Here is a 17206-nt window from a genome sequence, read left to right as displayed (position 1 = left end):
CGTGGCTACTGGTCAAGCGGACCGAGCGCCCAGGTGGCCAACGTGTTGTGTGCCGACGCGTCGTTGGAGGGATGGAAGAAACCGGCAATCACGTCACGATAAAGCCGTGAAATCTCGGTGTGGCGGTTGAAGCTGGCCCCACCCGATATCTGAAACGCGTAATCCACCTGTTCTTTTGCGGTGCGCACCGCGTGAGTCTTATTGGCCACCAGTCGTGGGAACCACTCCGGGCCGAAGTCTTTGTTGTCTCGGATTGCTTCGGACAGGTAGCGCAGTTGCGCGTTCTGGGTGAGTTGCCGCAGCGCTGCTTCACCGGCGTGATACCGCAACACCGGATCCTGATCCAAGGTGATGCCCTGAACTGTGGAGGTGCGAAGAGCCAAAGCCTGCTGGGCCAGTTCCACCGCCCGGTCCCCGATCCCGGTGTAGACCGCAGACAGTAGCGTCAAAAAAGTCGAGAAAATCCCGAAGACCAGCAGATCTTGGTTGGGGCCTACCGGTAAGCGACGAATGACTTTTTCTGCTGAGATTGTGGCCTGCTCCAAGCGGGTAACGAGTGAGAAGGTAGCGCGCATGCCGAGCATGTCCCAGCTGGAATCATCGGCGCTGATCCCCTCAGCGCTACGATCCAGGACGCCGAAGATCAGTTGCGATCCGTCGGGCGTTTTCCCGAAGGTCAGCAGGTGCGTCCAGGCCGGTGAGAGGCTGGTGAAGATCTTGGTTCCGGTCAACGTCACCGAGCCGTCGGGGTTCGCCACGGCTTCGGTGCTGGAGTCGAACAGCACGGCGTCATTGCCAGCCTCGGAGATACCAAATGCGTATATCTCACCATTGGCAGAGCCACGATGAATAAACGTCAGCGAGTCATCTCCGTGGATGGCGAAGACCGAGGCGACCGCGTTGATGATCTGGTGCATATTGACCGCCAACGCGGTCGCCGGAGAGGCGGTGGCTAGCAGCCGCTGGGCTTCGGTGATCACGGCGAAGTCCCACCCAAGCCCGCCCAAATCCACTGGGGTTTGGGCGCGCAAATAGCCGGTCTCGGCTAAGTCCTGGAGATCGTCGTGTGGGAACGTGTTGTTTTCATCGTGCTCGACGGCGCGAGCCCGCAGTGTTTCTAAGAGTTCAGGGGTGAGAACTTTGCTGATCTTTGCTGAATGCTCTGAGGTGATCTGCGTCAACAGTCTCACCGATTCCTTTCATCGTGTCCGGGTTCCAGCACGCGCACCAGGGTGCGTACTCCGAAGTCCAAGGAATCCACCGGAATACGTTCATCGATGCCGTGGAAAAGGGCCGTGAAGTCCAGATCAGCCGGAAGTTTCAGAGGCATGAAACCATACCCGGTGATGCCGAGCTGGGACAGGTGGTTATTGTCGGTGCCACCAGACATCATAAAGGGCAACACCCGAGCGCCGGGGTCTTCGGCTTCAATGGCTGCGACCATCAGCTCAATGAGATCGCCAGAGAAGGGCACCTCTAAGGACGAGACCTTGTGTTCATAGTCGAACTCGATGCCGTCACCGGCCAGTTCACGAAGCTGTTCCATGACCTTGTCGTCTTCACCCGGTAACACGCGAGCATCGACTGTGCCTCGTGCTGTCCCCGGAATGACGTTGTGTTTATATCCGGCTGTCATGCCTGTGGGATTGGCGGAATTGCGCAAGGTAGAACCGACGAATTTTGCCGCAGAACCCAAAGCTTCCAACTGCGGGGAGGGATCGGTCTCGTCAAAATCGACCCCCATCATCTCTGAGACCTGCTCCATCAAATCCCGCGTGGTCTTGGTGTAATTTAGTGGCCAGGTGTGCCGGCCAATGCGGTCCATGGCTCCGGCCAGTCGGGTGACGGCATTATCGGGGTGCACCGAGGATCCGTGCCCCGGTGAGGCGGTGGCGGTGAGATTCAGCCAGGCGATGCCTTTCTCGCCGGTTTGCAACAGATAAGCCCGTTGCCCGGCAATCTCCGCGGAAAAACCGCCCACCTCGGAAATGGCCTCGGTGGCATCGGTAAGTAGCTCCGGACGGTTCTGCACCATCCACTGGGCTCCGTAGACTCCCCCGGCCTCTTCGTCGGAGAACAGGCATAAGATGATGTCACGACGGGGACGAAGCTCGTTGTGGACCAGGTATTCAAGTGCGGTGAGCATCATGGCATCCATGCCCTTCATATCCACCGCACCACGGCCCCAGATCATGCCGTCCTCGTCAATCTCACCGCTGAACGGGTCCCGGGACCACTCTTCAGCTTGAGCCGGGACGACGTCGAGATGGCCGTGCAGAATCAGTGCTGGAGCCTCCGCGTCCCACCCGGCTAAGCGACCGATGACCGAAAACCGGTCCGGTACCGATTCGATGATTTCGGGATTCATGCCCAGATCCGACATCACGTGGGCACAGTACTCGGCTGCTTCGCGTTCTCCGCGACAGTTATTACCCCCGAAATTCGTGGTGTCAATGCGAATCAAATCCGAGGTGATCTGCGCGACCCGCTGGCTGAGCAGACCGGGTTCTGGAATGTGCGACTCCGGTGAAGCTGTCATGTATCCCACTCTAACGGGAGGGGCTAGATTGGTCACAGATTCGCGGTGAGAAGATACGCGCTATAGCGCTGATACCGCAGAACGTTTTATCTCGTGCTAAGATGAACAGGTTGCCACTCCCCGATGCCGGTCTAAACCGTTCATGGTGGGACATTACTTCACCCGCGCGGGTGGCGGAATTGGTAGACGCGCAGCGTTGAGGTCGCTGTGACCTTTATCGGTCGTGGGGGTTCAAGTCCCCCTCCGCGCACGGATGGAAAACAGTTCGAGCCTGAGAGCATTTGCTCCCAGGCTCGAACTGTTTTGAGCCGTGACACTCCGGGGCTCATCTACGTTTAAGCGGTGCTTATACAGTGCGCTTCCGACCGAGTAGCTGCACCAAAAGCATGATGGAAAAGATCACCATACCCAAGGATGCCAGCAACAACAGCCACATACCGATTCCGGCCATCCCGCCGTCTTCGAAGAAGAAAACGGTGTAGTCATACCCGGCTTCTTCGTTGATCCAGTACAGCATGTAGATGATGTGGAAGGCACCGACCAGGGCTGCCAACAGCGCGGTGGTGAACTGAAAGCCACGAGCTGATTTGCCTAAAGCCAGCAAACTGAACGCCAGGGTGACCAGGAACAGGAGCAGGTGAACCCAGCCGAGGGTTTCAGCATCCTCCTCCAAGGCCGAGATGGACGCCGACAAGGGCTCCGAGAATGGAAAAATTCCGCCAGAATACGAAACCTGTGCTAATGGCATGAAAAGCGATAGTGTGCCCACCCCGGTGAGAACGGCCAGCACCACGGGAACCCAGGATTTCGTGGCGCCGAGCTCCTGTCCAGGAGCTTGTTGCTAAGCAGACTGTCTGGTCGGTCCTGGTGCTACTTGGTGTGCAGTTCAGTGGGCGGTTGGTGCTTGTGGCTGTGAGCGATCATGTGGTGGTTGGGGCTGCTGGTTTTCAGGTTGAGTCATGGTAATCCTCCGCGGTGTTGTACCGCCCAATCGCCAACCCTCGACCGGTGGACCATACCGCGCACCTCAGGCGATACCATCGCGTTGACTGGCCACCATAGACCACCGTTTTGGTCTCGTGGATCCGCTCGTGAGTGTGTTGACGGTCTCCCACGAGATGAGTTGGGAGTGAGGTCGGAAGCCAATCATTAAGCGCAGTGTGTGGGTGCCACGAATGGCCCGCAAGAGGTCGGTGAATCGGACGGAGTGACGAGAACCCCTGGTCGAACGAAAGCCCTGATAGTCTTCAGTGCTGTTTTCGTCAGAAGTTGATGACAATAGGACACTGTATATAGAAAGTGCAACTATCACAATGGTTTAGCTCCTCCGTCCATCAACACTTCACTGAGACCTATGCTGGGTGAAGCACGACTCATCATCTCGAGTAGGCATGTTGAGGATGTCGGGGTATCGACAAAGGTTCAGCCAGCGCAAAGAAAAGTGAGACACTAAAGGGTGAAGTCCCGCTGAGTCTTGAGCACGGAGAAGCCAGATGCCTGCACGTCAACCTACACATCAGCCGTTGCGCGAACGGTTGCTGACGGAGCTAGCCGAATACTACGGGGTGCAAACGCATTTCACAGCCCAAAACGGGGACGACGCCAGCGTGGACCTCGACACCGTGGTGCAGATACTCCAGTTTTTCGCCGCACCCCTGCCCGATCAAGCGCAGGAGTTCGCCGACCTCAGCGCACTCGATCTACGTCAAGCCATCGATGAGGCAAAATCTCGACCGACTGAACAACCCTTCACGACCACGGTCATCGTCGATAGCGACCAGGGCCGAGAGCTGTCCTTGCCGTTTGAAACTGGCGACTGGGTGGTTGAATCATTCCAGCCCGTTGATGTGCTCGGAGGCCATGAGACCATCGCAACCGAGTGGTCCACACAGGAGTTGCTCCCTGAGATACAGCATGCGCCTCAGCGGGTCTCAACAGACTGTTCCGAAACCGCCCCGCGACTGATTTTTCCGGCCGGGCTTCCGGTCGGTGATTACCAGCTGAGACTGACTGCGCCGGCTTCAGATGTGGTCGATCTCTCAGTCATCGTGGTGCCTTCCACGATTTCGGCCACCGCAAGATACGACAACCGTCGCCGTTGGGGCGTGACCGTTCAGCTATACTCGGTGCGCTCCAGCGACTCTTGGGGTATTGGTGATTTTGCCGACCTGGCCCGGATCATGGAACTGGCAGCCTTAGAAGGCGCCGATTTTGTGCTCACCAACCCGCTGCACGCCTCAGAGCCGGTACCGCCACTTCTTGACTCACCGTATTCGCCGGTGACGCGAAGTTTCCTCAACCCGCTGTATCTCCGGGTAGAAGATGTGGCCGAATACCAGGGCCTGTCGGTGGATGATCAAAACCGGATTGCCCAGCTGGCTAGCCCGTTGAAGGCCACGAACAACACCGCAGACCGGCTGGACCGTACCGCAAGCTACCGGGCCAAAATTCAGGCGTTGCGCCTGATCTTCACCCGGTTCGAAGAAGAACTCACGACCAAGGCCATCACGGCCGGGGCCTTCCATGATTTCTGCCAGGATCGTGGTGCTCAGTTGCGCAATTTCGCTGCCTGGTGTGTCTTGCGCGAAGACGGACGAGACGACCAGATTCAGCTGAGCGACCTGCCAGCATGCCGGTCGTTGCTCGACCACGATCTGAACCATCACCCTCAGATCGATTCCTCACGACTGCTGTTCTTCGCCTGGCTTCAGTTCCTATGCACCACCCAGCTCCGGGTAGCCCACAAGCGCGGGCTACAGGCCGGGATGCGCACCGGGGTCATGGTGGATCTCGCAGTGGGAGCTGACCGGTATACCGCCGATGCTTGGATGCATCCGGATGCGCTGGTGGAGCCATTCTCGGTAGGTGCTCCCCCGGACATGTACAACCAGCTCGGACAAGACTGGTCCCAGCACCCCTGGAACCCTCAGACCCTCGGTGCCACCGGATACCGGGCCTACCGGCAGATGCTTCGTAGTGTCTTTGCCGGGGTCGGTGCGGTGCGTATCGACCATATTCTGGGCCAGTTCCGCCTGTGGTGGGTCCCCGAAGGCACCACGCCGAACCATGGGGCCTACGTTCGCTACGACTCCCGCGCCATGCTCGGCATTCTTGCACTCGAGGCCCAACGCGCCGGAGTGCTGATCGTCGGAGAAGACCTGGGGACCGTCGACGATTCGGTGGTTACCGAACTGTCTTCCCGAAAGATTCTGGGCACCAGTATTGTCTGGTTTGAACAAGATGACGGCATCCCCCACGATCCCTCCGAGTACCGCCGGTTGTGTCTAGCCACTGTCAACACCCACGATTTGCCACCCACGGCCGGCTACCTGCGCGGAGTCCACCTGGATTTACGGGAAGAACTCCAGTTGCTAACCACCTCTGCCGAGGCCGAGCGAGCCACCTTCCTCCGTGATATACGCGGCTACCTGAAGGCCCTGGTCCAACGCGGACTCTTGACGGCCAGTTCGGCCCGTGTGCACGACCTCGACGAAATTCCCCTTATTCCCGTGATTCAGGCGCTGCACCGCTTCATTGCTCGCGCACCCTCTCGGCTCCATGCCGTGGCCTTGGTCGATGCCGTGGCTGATCAACGCATCCAGAATCAGCCCGGCACCACCCAGGACCAGTATCCCAACTGGTGCCAACCACTCACCAACCTGCACGGTGACCCGGTGCTGATCGACGATCTGGAAACCACCCCGGAATACCGTGAGCTCTTCCGCGTGATGAACACTGCCATCCATCATGACTAAAGCTGATCGTGCTCACTCAACCAGCAGTCGTGGAACCTCGCTGGCTCAGGGGCCACGTTGCCTGGTGGTGATGCTGAGTATGCACACCTCAGCCTTAGCGCAGCCTGGGTCCGGCGACGCTGGCGGGATGAACGTCTACGTGGCCAATATGGCCCGGGCACTGCGCGCCCTCGGCCACCGGGTGGTGATCTACACCCGTGCGACCGAACCGGTCACCGACCCGCAAGCCGGGGCCCTGCCCGCCGGGCGGCTACTACCGGGCACCGAGGATGTTGCAGAAATTTCCGTCCCCGCAGGTCCACGCCAGCCCATCGCCAAAGAAGCCCTGTCCGAATACGTTGAGGAATTTGCGCAAGCCGTCCACGCTCACCTGTCTGGGCCCGTAAGCCACCTGCCTGGGTTCGACGAAGACATTCTGGTCTATAGCCACTACTGGCTATCGGGCTTGGCTGGGCGGAGCCTCGTCGCCCGGCTACGCGATGAGCACCAGGCGGTCCGAATTACCCACGCCCACTGCATGCACACCATCGCCGCGGTGAAAAATCACGGAGAAGCCCACGCCTGGCAGGACGCTTCCGGCCAACGGTCTCACCCCGAGCCCTCGGCGCGCGAAGCCGGTGAAACCCAGATCGTCGCCGCAGCTGATATATTGACCGCCAATACCGCCACCGAAGCTGAAGAGCTGGTCACCTATTGTGGGGCCGATCCGGACAAGATCCAGATCATCACCCCCGGGGTGGACCACCGGATCTACACCGAACACGGCCCCCGATGGTGGCCCAGCACCGCTGAAGATAGCCCCGAGTCCGGATTCCGCATCCTTTTCGCTGGTCGTTTCCAACCTCATAAAGGCCCACAGATTCTGCTCCACGCCTTAGCACAGGTACAGGCGGACCTCGATCGGCAGCGCTCGCCACAGACCGGGCTACTGGACGTGATCTTCACTGGAGCACCGTCCGGGGCGGTAGCACAGCACCTGCCCGAGCTCGCCGATCGGTTGGGAGTCTCCGACGTGGTGCGCTTTATCCCGCCGGTGGAACCCACCAAGCTGGCTGCCATGATGCGCACCGCCGATCTGGTGGTTATGCCCAGTGTGACCGAAAGTTTTGGTCTCGTTGCCGCCGAAGCCCAAGCCTGCGGCACCGGTGTGCTGGCACACCGAGCCGGAGGGCTCAGCACTGTCGTCGACCACGGTCGCACCGGAGAACTTCTCGAGGACCTCAACCCAGATACGTGGGCCACCGCCTTGAAACAGGCGCTGGCCCAACCACAGGTCTGGGAGAACTACGGCCGCGCAGCGGTTGCCCATGCTCAAGGCTTTAGCTGGCAGACCTCGGCGCAACGGGTGATGCAGTTCGTAGCTGACCGAAGAAATGCGGCGATTTCTTCTTCGGGTTCCAGCCGGTGAACTCGGTAACCTCTTCCGAGCTGTGCTCCACGGCCACCGCGACCGTGGTCGGTAGCGTCACCGGTTTGGCGAAGCTGATCTGCCACGAAAACGGTGCCTGGGGCTCGCGCCCGGCCAGCATGCGTCCGGCCAGATACATCCCGTGGGCAATCATCCCGGGCATCCCCAGTGCTTTGGCGGTCAGATGATTCATATGAATCGGGTTGACGTCTCCAGATACCCCGGCGTAGTTCCGACCGGTATCAGCCGGCAACCTCCAGGAGGCGGTGGCTACCGGTGGCTGGAAATCCCGGTGCGCGGAGCCTGCCGAGTCACTGTCTTCGGAGCCGGTTTCCGCTTCGGGGCGGCCGGCGAGGAAAATTCCTCGGGATAAATAGGTGGCCCGGCCCTGCCAGAGCAGTTTCCGCGGGTTCGCCTCATCGTGGATCTGCACCCAGATCGCCACGGTCGTTCCTCGTCGGTGTGCCCCCAGAGAATCCGCCCAGGTGGTCACGATCAACGGCTGATCGATCGCCACCGGATGCAGATGATCTACTGTGTGGTCCAGGTGCACCAGGCCCAGCAGTGGTAGCGGGAAGTTCTTGGAGGCCATCATTCCCATGGACAATGGGAACGTGGCAATGTGTAAGGCCAACGACGGAACCGTGTCGTGACCGATAGCCCCGGTGGCCCCAAAGAGCTGAATGTAGTCATCGACTTGCTGGCGGGAGACCGCCTGGCCGGTGACTTTCCACCCGGCGGTGGGCAACGAGCCGGAGCCCTTGCCCGTCGCCGAGGTTCCCGGGGTGATCTTGCCAATCAGTGACGACAGGGTGGCCCCGACCGTTCCGGCTGCCACCTTGCCATACAGTGCCCCGAGGCTGGGAAGTTGTTCCTGATGTTTCCAGTGTGTCGGTGGTGTGACGTCGTGCAGGAGAGGTGGTGTGGTCATCGGTTAGGCCCCCATCACTGCTTGACCGCACACGCGCAGGGTGCGCCCGTTGATGCCGGCTGACTGATCGGAAAGGAGGAAGCCGATCGCTTCGGCCACATCCACCGGCAGGCCACCCTGGCTCAAGGAGTTGACGCGACGACCGACCTCACGGGTGAGCGTCGGCATTTTTGCGGTCATGTCGGTCTCGATGAAACCGGGAGCGACCGCATTAATGCTGCCGCCGTTGGTAGCCAGCCGGTCGGCATAAGCCTGGGTGAACCCGATGATCCCGGCCTTGGAGGCCGCGTAGTTGGTCTGGCCACGGTTACCGGCTATACCGGAGGTGGACGCCAGTGAGACGATGTGGAGGTTGTCGGCCACTGCGGGGTCGCCGGTATCGCGAGCGGCCAACAGTTGGTCGTTGATGCGCAACGGAGCCTGCACGTTGACGGCCAGCACCGAATCCCAGCGCGAAGCGTCCATATTGGCCAGTAACTTATCGCGGGTAATCCCGGCGTTGTGCACGATGCCATCCAGGCGACCGATGCGCTCGGAGACGAATCTCAGGATTTGCTCTCCGGCGTCCTCGGCGGTGATATCCAACTGCAAGGCGAGGCCTTCGACCCGGTTGATGGTCTGTGCCAGCGCTTCACCGGCGGCCGGCACGTCCACACCGACGACCTTGGCCCCGTCCCGGGCCAGCACCTCGGCGATGGCGGCCCCGATACCGCGGGCAGCTCCGGTGACCACAATCGTCTTGCCGGCCAGGGGCTGATCGGCGTCAGCCGGTAGCGCTCCGGCGTCGGAGGTGACGGTCAAGAACTGCCCGGAGACATAGGCCGAGCGGGTCGAGAGGAAAAAGGAGATCGCGCCCATCACCGAGGGCGCATCGGCAACCACATCATCGCAGATGAGAATGCCATTGGCGGTGGAGCCGTAACGCATTTCGTGGGCCACCGAGCGGGTGATGCCGGTGATTGCCTGGCGAACACCGAGCTGTTGGGGATCACCGGCGATCGGGGCTGCCTGTGGATCCCGACCGATGATGATCACGCGACCGTTTTTATCCAGCTGGCGCAGACTGGCACCGAGCTCGAGGATCGGTTCGGAGAGCTGGGAGAGATCATCTACATCATCGACAGCGACAATGATGCCGGCGAACCTCGTCTTCAGGCCACGGTCGCGACGGACATCGGCACCGAGGTGGAACAGGTAGCTGGCGGTGGCCTCAGCCACCGGGGACGTGCCAATGATCAGTGCTGGGCCGTCAACGACGGGCTGACCTGGGGCATAGCGTTTCAGCGGTGTGGGCTGGGGCAACCCCAGGGCACCGGTGACTTTCTTGCCGAGCGGGTTTTGGACAAAAGCGGTGTAACCATCAGTGGGTTTAGTACTCATCAATCAACCTCAATGTCAACAGATTGGTTTGTGTAGCTGGGGTGTGCAGAAGGTGGAGCAGGCGGGGGTTAGCGACCCTTGACGATGGCCACCACGCCCTGACCGCCGGCCGCGCAGACTGAAATCAGACCCAGTGACCCGGTCCCGTGGGCGTGCAAGGTCTTCGACAGGCTGGCCACAATCCGCGGACCGGTGGCTGCGAAGGGATGACCGGCAGCTAAGGAGGACCCGTGGACATTGAGCTTGCTACGATCGATGGCGCCCAACGCGCCATCCAGTCCCAAGACTTCGCGACAGTACTCATCAGATTCGAAGGCAGCCAAAGTGGACAGCACAGTGCCCGCAAAAGCTTCGTGAATCTCGTAGTAGTCGAAATCTTGTAGGCGCAGACCATGGCGAGCCAACATTCGCGGGATCGCGTGCGTGGGGGCCATCAGCAAGCCCTCAGCGCCATCAACGAAGTCCACGGCGCCGGACTCAAAATCGAGAAACTCGGCCCAGACCGGCAAAGAGCGCTCGGTAGCCCACTGTTCGGTCCCCAACAGCACCGTAGCGGCACCATCGGTGAGTGGAGTCGAGTTACCGGCGGTCATGGTGGCTTCGTCACCGAATTGCTTGCCGAAGACCGGCTTGAGTTTAGCCAGCGATTCCATGCTGGAATCTCGACGGAGGTTATTATCTTCGCTCAGACCGCGGAAGGAGGTCATCAGATCGGTGAAGAACCCGGAATCGTAAGCCTGCGCTAAGTTCTGGTGGCTGGCCAAGGCCAACTCGTCCTGTGCCTGACGGGAAATGCCGAAGGCGTGGGTGGTCACCGCCTGGTGATCACCCATCGACAAGCCGGTGCGAGGTTCACCGGCGGTGGGTGCATGCGGGGCGAAGTGTTTGGGACGCAACGATGCCAGGGCGGCCAATTTGTCTTTGGTGGACCGGGCCCGGAACAGTTTCATAAACGCAGCGCGTCCACCGCGGTTGAAAGCCAAGGGCGCATCCGAGGTGGTGTCTGTGCCGGCGCCGATCCCGGAATCGATCTGTCCCAGCCGAATCTTATTGGCGATCTGTCCGATCGCTTCCAAACCGGTGGCGCACGCTTTCTGCAGTTCGGTAGCCGGAGTGTGCGGGTCCAAGGCGGTGCCCAGCACCGATTCACGGGTCAGGTTGAAGTCCGAGGAGTGCTTCATCACCGCACCGGCGACGACTTCGCCCAGGCGTTCGCCCTGCAACCCGAAGCGCGCAATGAGTCCTTCTAAGGCAGAGGTCAGCAGGTCCTGGTTCGATGCGGTGGCATAAGCGCCCTGAGAGCGGGCGAAGGGGATGCGGTTGCCACCGATGATCACAGCCGGACGGAGCGGGCCGCCAGCCACAGCAGCAGGTGAGGAGGTAGCGGTGGTGTGTTGTTCAGCCATGAGGTGAGAATCCTCTTTCATCAGATTTCAGCAAATTTTCGTGGCGTGCATTACTCAGAACCGATCTTACCTGATACGCTCGGTACCGTGAACAGTCAGTACCACCCACATTCTGTGCACCCGGTCCGACGTGCTACGCCACGTCCGGTAGCGCGTGCTGACCGAGCGGCCAGCGCCACAACCGCCGCGGTCGATGGCCGTTCCACGCGTTGGGACGACCACCGTCGCGCGCGGCGTGCCGAACTGGTCAAAGCCGCCCGTGAAGCCGTCCACGACCTGGGCCCGGACGCCTCTATGGCCGATATTGCCCATCACGCCGGAACGTCCAAACCGGTGTTCTACCGGTATTTCGGCGATAAGCTCGGACTCCAGTCTGCGGTCGGGCAGGCCTCGATTCATTTCATGGAAGACGCCCTGCGCACAGCGATTCTGACCCCCAAAACGGCGCTGGAAGGGTTGCACACGATGATCACCGTGTATCTGCGCCTGGCACGGTCCTCCCCCAATGTCTATTTCTTTTCGACACGTGGCGAACACGAGGTTTCGCAGTTCTTCTCCCGGACTGCCGAACTCGTCGAGCAGCGGGCCCAACAGGAATTCCCTGTGGAAGATAATGGCGCCGATCAGGCAGCTCGTCGCTACTGGTCCTATGCTGCGGTTGGATTCATCCGCAACGCCGGCGAGAAATGGTTGATTGATATGAGCGCCGGGCGCCAGGTGCCATCGGCTGACGATTTAGCCAAACGGATGAGCCACTGGCTCGTCCAGGGCCTCAACGCCCCGATGACGACTACCCCTCGGGCAGTGAGAGTGCGGACCTAAACATCGACACTATTTGGGCTCCAGACTGTCACACCGCCGGTGGCCTCTGCACGGTCCCACCGACCAAACGCCAACAACCTACGGACAACACACCAGATAGCACACGATCTCAAAAATCCCAACACCAATAACGAGGAGATAGATCACCATGGGCATTACCCCGTTCCCCGCTGATGACGAGAAACTCACCATCGATTCCGACGAGCTCCAGAAAGCAACGTTGGGGCGTTGGTCCGACGCACACCTGTGGATGCGCAAAGAGGCTGAATCGGCTGACCTACACCACCCCATTGATCTCACGCTGGCCGAGCACCGGGCGCGCAACCTGGAGCAACTCAAGTTGCTCACCGAGAGGAATCTAATCTCGAAGGCCTTCCCGAAGCGCTTCGGTGGCGAAGACGATCACGGTGGCAACGTGGCTGGGTTCTCCGAACTCGTCCACGCACACCCCTCGCTGCAGATTAAAGCCGGTGTGCAGTGGGGACTGTTCGGAGCCGCCATCCTGCACCTGGGCACCGAAAAACACCACGAAAAGTGGCTTGAAGACGTGATCAGCCTAGAGCTTCCCGGCATTTATGCGATGACCGAAATCGGCCACGGTTCCGATGTCGACAAGGTGGCGACCACCGCAACCTATATTCCCGAAGACGGCGAATTCGAAATCCACACGCCGTTTAAGGCCGCTTGGAAGGACTATCTGGGTAACGCCGCGCTGCACGGTAAGGCCGCGGTGGTCTTCGCTCAGCTGATCACCAAAGGCGTCAACCACGGCGTGCATGCCTTCTTCGTGCCGGTTCGCGATGAGCAGGGCAACTTCCTGCCCGGCGTCGGCGGTGAAGATGACGGTTATAAGGGCGGTCTTAACGGTGTCGATAACGGCCGGTTGCACTTTGACCATGTGCGCATTCCGCGCTTCAACCTGCTCAACCGGTACGGCGACGTGGAAGAGGATGGCACCTACACATCTGATATTGATTCCCCGGGCCGTCGTTTCTTCACGATGCTCTCCACCCTGGTACAGGGCCGTGTCTCGTTGTCGGTATCCAGCTCGCTGGCCTCTGCGGTGGGCCTGACCGGTGCGATCACTTACGCCAACCAGCGCCGTCAGTTCAATGCCTCCTCGGATATCGACGAAGAATTCATCTTGGACTACCAGCTGCACCAGCGCCGTTTGCTGGACCGACTGGCTCGCACCTACGCCGATACGTTCGTCTCTAATGACCTGCTGGAGAAGTTCAATGAGGTCTTTTCAGCAGAAGACGATTCCGATCAGAACCGTCAGGAACTGGAAACCTTCGCGGCCGCTATCAAGCCGACGACCACCTGGAATGCCTTGGATACCTTGCAAGAATGTCGCGAAGCCTGTGGGGGTGCCGGGTTCATGGCTAAGAACCGATTCACACAGTTGCGCGCCGACCTCGACATCTACACCACCTTCGAAGGCGACAATAACGTGCTGTTGCAATTGGTCGGACGCCGTTTGCTGACCGACTACTCCAAAGAATTCGCCGGTCAGTCAGCCGGAACCGTGGGTCGCTACCTGGTCGAGCAGGCCAATGAAGCTGTCTACCAGCGCTCGGGCCTGCGCCGTGTCGCGCAGCAGGTGGTGGATCTGGGCTCAGATATTCGTGCTGGTGAATGGCTGAAGAACGAAGAAGTTCAGCATGAGCTGCTGGCTGACCGGGTGCGGACTCGGATCGCTTCGGTCGCCAGTGCCTTGCGCTCGGTCGCTAAGAAGTCTCAAGCTGAACAGGCCGCGGTCTACAACCAAAACCAGTACGAGGTCATCCAGGCCGCCAAGTGCCACGCCGAGTTGCTCCGGTGGGAATCCTTCACCAAGGTGGTTCATAACACCAAGGACGACGATACCCGCACGATCTTGACCTGGTTGCGCAATCTGTTCACCTTCAGCGCCATCGAAAACGATCTCGGGTGGTTCATCGAAAACGGTCGGATCTCCCAGCACCGCTCCCGCGTGCTACGTGAGTACAACAACCGTTTGGTGGCCCGCCTGCGTCCTTACGCTCAACAACTGGTGGATGCCTTCGGATTCTCCCAGGAGAATTTGCGTATGGACATCACCAGTGGCGTAGAGCAACAACGCCAGGACGAGGCCGCAGAATACTACCGTGCTCAGCGTGCTTCTGGCGATGCACCGATTCATGAAAAGGTGCTCCGCCGTCGCGCCAAGCAGGCTGCGAAACAACAAAAGAACGGATAGCTCGTCATTCGCCCTTTGAGACAATAGCCCCCGCAGCAGTGACCGAAACGGTCCTGGTCGGGGGCTATTGTCGTCGCGAAAGCCGGGCGGATCCCAACTCCGTCAGCCGGTCTTCGCGCCAGCCAGTTAGCCGTTGAGCACCTGGCGGTAGAGCTCAACGGTCTGATCCGCGATGGCCTCCCAGGAGAAGTGCTCAATAGCACGCTGACGACCGGCCTCCCCCATGCTCTGAGCCCGTTGCGGGTCATCCAGCACCTGTTGTAGCGCGGTAGCAAAGTCAGAGGAAAAGGCATTGGGATCCACCGGTTCCCCGGTTTGATCCCCACGATCTTGATAATGGACCAGCAACCCGGTGGTGCCGTCGTCGACAACCTCGGGAATACCGCCGACCGCTGAGGCCACCACAGCGGTCTGACAGCCCATGGCTTCCAAATTGACAATCCCCAGTGGCTCGTAGATCGACGGGCAGGCGAAAACCGTGGCGGCCGAGAGCAGTTCTTGCAGGTCATCACGCGGAGTCATGCCGCGCAGGATGTGCACGCCCTGCCGTTCTTTCTGCAAAGTCGCGAGCAGATCATCCACCTCGTGTTGCAATTCCGGGGTATCAGCAGCCCCCAGGGCCAAGACAACTTGGACCTCAGGTGTCAGTTCACGGATCGCACGCAAGAGGTGCGGCACACCCTTTTGACGGGTGACGCGTCCAACGAAGACCACGGTGGGAGCCTCCGGATCAATGCCCAGCCGCTGGTGGACCTTGCGGGTGGTGCGAGGTTGCCAGACCTGCGTGTCAATGCCGTTATGAATGACGTGCACCTTCCCCGGATTGATCTGCGGATAGGCGGTCAGGATGTCATTCTTCATCCCGTGGGACACAGCAATCACGGCAGCCGCCGAGGCATACGCGGTGGCCTCAGCCCACGATGACAGCTGATATCCCCCACCCAGTTGTTCGGCTTTCCACGGTCGCAGTGGCTCCAGCGAATGGGCGGACAGAATGTGGGGCACCCCGTGGAGGAGCCCTCCGAGGTGACCGGCCATATTGGCATACCAGGTATGGGTGTGGATTAAATCGGTGCCGGCCAGATCATCGAGGATGGTCAGGTCGGTCCCCAACGTTTGAACCGCACCGTTGGTTGCGGACAATTCGGCAGGGGTGGGATACGAGGAGACTGTGGCCCCGTGATAGTTCGGATCGCGATCCGTACCGAAGGCGTGAACCATCAGCTCAACACGTTGGGCCAGCACTTTAGTGAGCTCGGCAACATGAACACCGGCTCCGCCATAGATTTCGGGTGGGAATTCCTTGGTCACGATATCGATGCGCACACTCTAACCCTAAACGGAAATTCGTCGAATTGATACGGGGGTCCGGCCCAGAACTATGGCGTTAAACCCTCGTGGCTGGGTAGTCTCGAATCACAGGCTCGGTTGATGTCAATCCTGCTCTGGTGGTACGTCGTTGGAGGGATGAACTCGTGAAAAAGAAGGTTTTGGCCATTGTGCTAGCCGGTGGAGAAGGAAAACGTCTGATGCCTCTCACCGCCGATCGAGCCAAACCTGCGGTTCCCTTTGGAGGCCAGTACCGCCTGATTGACTTCGCCCTGTCAAATATTGTCAACTCGGGTTACCTCCAGGTTGTGGTACTGACCCAGTACAAATCTCATTCTCTGGACCGTCACATTTCTGAGACATGGCGACTGTCCACGCAGTTGAGCAACTATATCGCCTCGGTGCCAGCCCAACAGCGTCGCGGTAAACAGTGGTTTCTCGGCTCGGCTAACGCGATCTATCAGTCCATGAACCTCATCTCGGACGCCATGCCTGACATTGTGGTGGTCATCGGTGCTGACCACGTGTACCGGATGGACTTCGAACAGATGGTGCAGGCACATATCGAATCCGGTGCTGAAGCCACCGTGGCAGCCGTTCGTCAGCCGGTGGAAATGGCGTCCTCCTTTGGCGTCATCGAGACCGATGACCAGGATCCGACCCGGATCGCTCGTTTTGTGGAGAAACCGGCCACCACCGACGGTCTTCCCGATGACCCGAATCATTTCCTGGCATCGATGGGTAACTACGTGTTCACCAAAGACGCCCTGGTGGATGCTCTAAACCGTGATGCCAAGCTTGCCGATACCAAACACGATATGGGTGGAGATATTATCCCCCGCTTCGTCGAAGCCGGCACCGCCGGCGTGTATGACTTCACCCGCAATGAAGTTCCCGGTGCCGGTACGGACTATCACTACTGGCGCGACGTGGGTACCCTTGACTCCTACTACGAAGCCCACATGGACTTGGTCAAGCCCTGGCCGGACTTTGACCTCTATAACGAACACTGGCCGATCTTCACACACCAGTCTGTCTCTCCCCCGGCGAAGCTGGTCCGTTCGGCCTCAAAACGTCCCGGTACCGCAGTGGATTCCATTGTCTCCCAGGGGGTTATCATCTCTGGCGGGACCGTCTCCCGCTCAGTGCTCAGCCACAACGTTCGGGTCATGCACGATGCCTGGGTGGAGAGCTCCGTGATCCTCGACGGAGTACAGATCGGTGAGGGCGCGCAAATCAAAGACGCGATTATCGACAAAAACGTCGTGGTCCCCGAGGGTGTCTCGATTGGGTTGGACCCTGAAGAAGACCGCCGGCGGGGGTTCACCGTGACTGACTCCGGGCTGACCGTGCTGCCGAAGAACCAGATCATTCTGCCATCGGGCCACGCCGCGACGTTCGACTAACCCGGACCA

The 17206-nt window shown here is 59.8% G+C and carries 12 protein-coding genes and 1 tRNA gene; 6 read left to right on the top strand and 7 right to left on the bottom strand.

What is annotated here, in order from left to right; all coding sequences use genetic code 11:
- Positions 1-5: 5 nt before the first annotated feature.
- The gene (locus DYI20_RS05935) at positions 6-1190 is read right to left on the bottom strand and encodes an acyl-CoA dehydrogenase family protein (protein WP_334228078.1); all 1185 of its coding nucleotides are present in this window, start codon (positions 1188-1190) and stop codon (positions 6-8) included.
- Positions 1187-2539: a M20/M25/M40 family metallo-hydrolase gene (locus DYI20_RS05930; RefSeq protein ID WP_110100569.1), complete on the bottom strand. Its 1353-nt coding sequence runs from the start codon at positions 2537-2539 to the stop codon at positions 1187-1189. The genes DYI20_RS05935 and DYI20_RS05930 overlap by 4 nt, the downstream gene beginning before the upstream one ends.
- 164 nt (positions 2540-2703) lie before the next feature.
- Between DYI20_RS05930 and DYI20_RS05925 the strand changes: the two genes are divergently transcribed.
- Positions 2704-2789, top strand: a tRNA-Leu gene (locus DYI20_RS05925).
- Positions 2790-2885: 96 nt separating this feature from the next.
- Here DYI20_RS05925 and DYI20_RS05920 read toward each other — a convergent pair.
- Positions 2886-3287 (bottom strand): hypothetical protein, encoded by a 402-nt coding sequence (locus tag DYI20_RS05920; protein ID WP_146206762.1) that lies wholly within the window; start codon positions 3285-3287, stop codon positions 2886-2888.
- Between the two features lie 745 nt (positions 3288-4032).
- Between DYI20_RS05920 and malQ the strand changes: the two genes are divergently transcribed.
- Together malQ and DYI20_RS05910 are read left to right on the top strand one after the other, a co-directional pair.
- Entirely contained in the window at positions 4033-6294 is a 2262-nt protein-coding gene (gene malQ, locus DYI20_RS05915; RefSeq protein ID WP_122549080.1) for a 4-alpha-glucanotransferase, read from the top strand.
- Entirely contained in the window at positions 6287-7702 is a 1416-nt protein-coding gene (locus DYI20_RS05910; RefSeq protein ID WP_122549079.1) for a glycosyltransferase, read from the top strand. The genes malQ and DYI20_RS05910 overlap by 8 nt, the downstream gene beginning before the upstream one ends.
- Here DYI20_RS05910 and DYI20_RS05905 read toward each other — a convergent pair.
- From DYI20_RS05905 to DYI20_RS05895, 3 genes are all read right to left on the bottom strand, one after another.
- Complete coding sequence (locus DYI20_RS05905) at positions 7614-8633, bottom strand: MaoC/PaaZ C-terminal domain-containing protein (RefSeq protein WP_110122961.1); 1020 nt, start codon at positions 8631-8633, stop codon at positions 7614-7616. The genes DYI20_RS05910 and DYI20_RS05905 overlap by 89 nt on opposite strands.
- A 3-nt stretch (positions 8634-8636) precedes the next feature.
- The gene (locus DYI20_RS05900) at positions 8637-10013 is read right to left on the bottom strand and encodes a 3-oxoacyl-ACP reductase (protein ID WP_110098329.1); all 1377 of its coding nucleotides are present in this window, start codon (positions 10011-10013) and stop codon (positions 8637-8639) included.
- Positions 10014-10081: 68 nt separating this feature from the next.
- Positions 10082-11419, bottom strand: coding sequence for an acetyl-CoA C-acetyltransferase (locus DYI20_RS05895; RefSeq protein WP_110098328.1), 1338 nt, complete (start codon positions 11417-11419; stop codon positions 10082-10084).
- A 45-nt stretch (positions 11420-11464) separates the two neighbouring features.
- Here DYI20_RS05895 and DYI20_RS05890 point away from each other — a divergent pair, with 45 nt between their 5' ends.
- Together DYI20_RS05890 and DYI20_RS05885 are read left to right on the top strand one after the other, a co-directional pair.
- The gene (locus tag DYI20_RS05890) at positions 11465-12241 is read left to right on the top strand and encodes a TetR/AcrR family transcriptional regulator (protein WP_158524705.1); all 777 of its coding nucleotides are present in this window, start codon (positions 11465-11467) and stop codon (positions 12239-12241) included.
- Between the two features lie 148 nt (positions 12242-12389).
- A complete protein-coding gene (locus tag DYI20_RS05885) occupies positions 12390-14462 on the top strand; it encodes an acyl-CoA dehydrogenase family protein (protein WP_122549078.1) in 2073 nt (690 codons plus the stop codon).
- Positions 14463-14588: 126 nt separating this feature from the next.
- Here DYI20_RS05885 and glgA read toward each other — a convergent pair whose 3' ends face one another.
- Positions 14589-15788, bottom strand: a complete 1200-nt coding sequence (gene glgA / locus DYI20_RS05880; protein ID WP_110098326.1) for a glycogen synthase — start codon at positions 15786-15788, stop codon at positions 14589-14591.
- 149 nt (positions 15789-15937) lie between these two features.
- On the opposite strand from glgA, the gene glgC reads away from it, so the two are divergent.
- Complete coding sequence (gene glgC, locus DYI20_RS05875; RefSeq protein WP_183145604.1) at positions 15938-17197, top strand: glucose-1-phosphate adenylyltransferase; 1260 nt, start codon at positions 15938-15940, stop codon at positions 17195-17197.
- Positions 17198-17206 lie beyond the last annotated feature (9 nt).

This window comes from Auritidibacter ignavus (assembly GCF_003703835.1).
Lineage (GTDB): Bacteria > Actinomycetota > Actinomycetes > Actinomycetales > Micrococcaceae > Auritidibacter > Auritidibacter ignavus.
Note: the sequence above shows the minus strand (reverse complement) of the source record. Positions and strands in the feature narration are given on the sequence as shown.